This is a genomic window from Burkholderia sp. Bp9143, assembly GCF_003853645.1.
Taxonomy (GTDB): domain Bacteria; phylum Pseudomonadota; class Gammaproteobacteria; order Burkholderiales; family Burkholderiaceae; genus Burkholderia.
This window is the reverse complement of sequence record NZ_QTPO01000166.1, coordinates 1-560: the sequence shown is the minus strand read 5'-3', so window position 1 is coordinate 560 and position 560 is coordinate 1. Positions and strand designations below refer to the sequence as shown.

Here is a 560-nt window from a genome sequence, read left to right as displayed (position 1 = left end):
CAGAGTTACGCCGTCGTGGCCAACTCGACATGGCACGCGCCATTGTCGACAGCTCTTCGGTTCGCGCGATGCTGGCGGGAAAAAAACTGGCCCGAACCCAACGGACCGGCGCAAGCTCGGCAGCAAGCACCATCTCATCGTCGACGCGCAAGGCATCCCGCTCGCGGTCATCTTGACTGCGGCGAATTGCAACGACATCACGCAACTCGATGCGTTGGTCGAGGCAATTCCTCCCATTCGAGGAAAGCGCGGACGTCCTCTGCGCAAGCCGAAAATTGTCCAGGGTGACCGAGGCTACAGTTCCGAGCCGCACCGGCAGCGCCTGCGCGAACGCGGCATCACACCCTTGCTTGCCAAGATCGGTTCGCCTCACGGCAGTGGCCTCGGTAAAACGCGCTGGTTCATCGAACGTTCCTTTGCCTGGCTTCACGCGTTCAGACGGCTCAAGATCCGCTACGAACGCTACCCACACGTGCACGAGGCATTCCTCTCGCTCGCGTGCAGCTTGATTTGCTGGAGCCAACTCAAGGCGGCATCCGATTAATTTCGCAACAGCTTCT

The 560-nt window shown here is 60.2% G+C and carries 1 pseudogene; it reads left to right on the top strand.

The annotated features are described in order from the left end of the window. A pseudogene (locus tag DIE23_RS39155) lies at positions 1-544 on the top strand (IS5 family transposase); the annotation flags it as partial. Positions 545-560: the final 16 nt, after the last annotated feature.